Origin of the sequence: Bacillus cereus group sp. BfR-BA-01524, from assembly GCF_022662595.1 — a bacterium.
GTDB lineage: Bacteria > Bacillota > Bacilli > Bacillales > Bacillaceae_G > Bacillus_A > Bacillus_A thuringiensis_S.
Genome location: NZ_JAKUDW010000287.1, coordinates 1 through 468, shown reverse-complemented (window position 1 = coordinate 468; position 468 = coordinate 1). Strand labels below are relative to the sequence as shown.

Sequence of the window (468 nt, the reverse complement as noted above, 5' to 3'; positions counted from 1 at the left end):
TACAATTGTGTGCGAATTCAAGAAAAATTAAACCACCTATCCCCTAAAGAATTTAGGGAACAAGTGGTTTAGGTGTTTTGATAGGTGTCCCGTTTTCAGGGTTCACTTCAATAAAAATTATGTGGCGTTTTTTTTATTACCTGATTAGAATCGTATATGTTATAAAATTATTATGGGATAAAATGTAAGTTTCTGTGTTCGCATGTTAAACATAGGATAAGAAATATGTGATATACTTTGAGAAGTTTATAATGAATGAAATATGGAGGACTATAATTATGGCAATACTTGTAACAGGTGGAGCAGGATATATTGGTAGTCATACATGTGTAGAATTACTAAATAGCGGTTACGAAGTTATAGTAGTGGATAACCTTTCGAATAGCTCGGTAGAATCTATAAATCGAGTGAAAGAAATAACAGGAAAACAATTTAAGTTTTATAAAGAAGATGTTTTAAATCATGAAG

At 30.8% G+C, this 468-nt stretch carries 2 protein-coding genes; both read left to right on the top strand.

Going from position 1 to position 468, the window contains the following annotated elements:
• Positions 1 to 72, top strand: a 72-nt coding sequence (locus MR170_RS32575; RefSeq protein ID WP_326245104.1) for an IS3 family transposase, incomplete at its 5' end; no start/stop codon positions are given.
• Between the two features lie 206 nt (positions 73 to 278).
• Positions 279 to 468, top strand: a 190-nt coding sequence (locus MR170_RS31095; protein ID WP_242310679.1) for an SDR family NAD(P)-dependent oxidoreductase, incomplete at its 3' end; no start/stop codon positions are given.